This is a genomic window from Mycobacterium sp. E3251, from assembly GCF_001666835.1.
Classification (GTDB): Bacteria; Actinomycetota; Actinomycetes; order Mycobacteriales; family Mycobacteriaceae; genus Mycobacterium.
This window is the reverse complement of sequence record NZ_LZJF01000070.1, coordinates 1-713: the sequence shown is the minus strand read 5'-3', so window position 1 is coordinate 713 and position 713 is coordinate 1. Positions and strand designations below refer to the sequence as shown.

Here is a 713-nt window from a genome sequence, read left to right as displayed (position 1 = left end):
TGAAACCGCGCGCCCCCCGCGAACCGCGAATCGGCGTCGGCCACGCCCTCGGCGCGGATCACCCACTCGAAGGCGGCGAGATCCGGATACTCGCGCATCAGCCGGCCCGATTCGTCGAGCACCGCCTCGATCTGATCGATGGCGGTCCCGGGGCCCGCGGCGGCCGCCCGCAGCCGGGGCAACGCGACGTCGGTGCGTGCCGCGATCGCGGCCTTGATCAACTCGGCCTTGTTCGGAAAGTAGTTGTACAGGCTGGCGCTCGTGACGTTCGCGGTGCGAGCGATCTCGCGAATCGTGGTGCGGGAGTAGCCCATCTCGGCCACACACCGCATCGCCGCGGCGATGATGCGCGAACGCGTCTGCTCCCCGTCGGCGCCCACCGGGCGGCCCAATTGCGACGGTGCGACGCTCATGCCGCGCGGAACCCGCCGCGGGCCGGTCCATCACACACTGCGCACCTCCGCGCGGAAGCCGGAACTAATCGATCACTCGATTATATTCGACGGTGTCGGGCACGAGAGCCGGCGGACAGGACGCGCGAGTGGGGAGAGCACGGTGACGCGGGCGCAGCGTGGGCGCCCGGTCGGCGCCAGCGGCGAGGAGACCCGCCGGCGGATCATCGTCGCCGCCATGCGCTGTGTGGCCACGGTGGGATACTCGCGAGCCACCATCCGTGAGATCGCTCGCACCGCGAACGTCACGAGCGCCAGCCT

General features: G+C 70.7%; 2 protein-coding genes. One reads left to right on the top strand and one right to left on the bottom strand.

What is annotated here, in order from left to right; all coding sequences use genetic code 11:
* Window positions 1-413, bottom strand: a 413-nt coding sequence (locus A5697_RS10610) for a TetR/AcrR family transcriptional regulator (RefSeq protein WP_156673243.1), incomplete at its 3' end; no start/stop codon positions are given.
* Between the two features lie 142 nt (window positions 414-555).
* On the opposite strand from A5697_RS10610, the gene A5697_RS10605 reads away from it, so the two are divergent.
* On the top strand, window positions 556-713 hold a 158-nt coding region (locus tag A5697_RS10605; protein WP_156673242.1), incomplete at its 3' end, for a TetR family transcriptional regulator.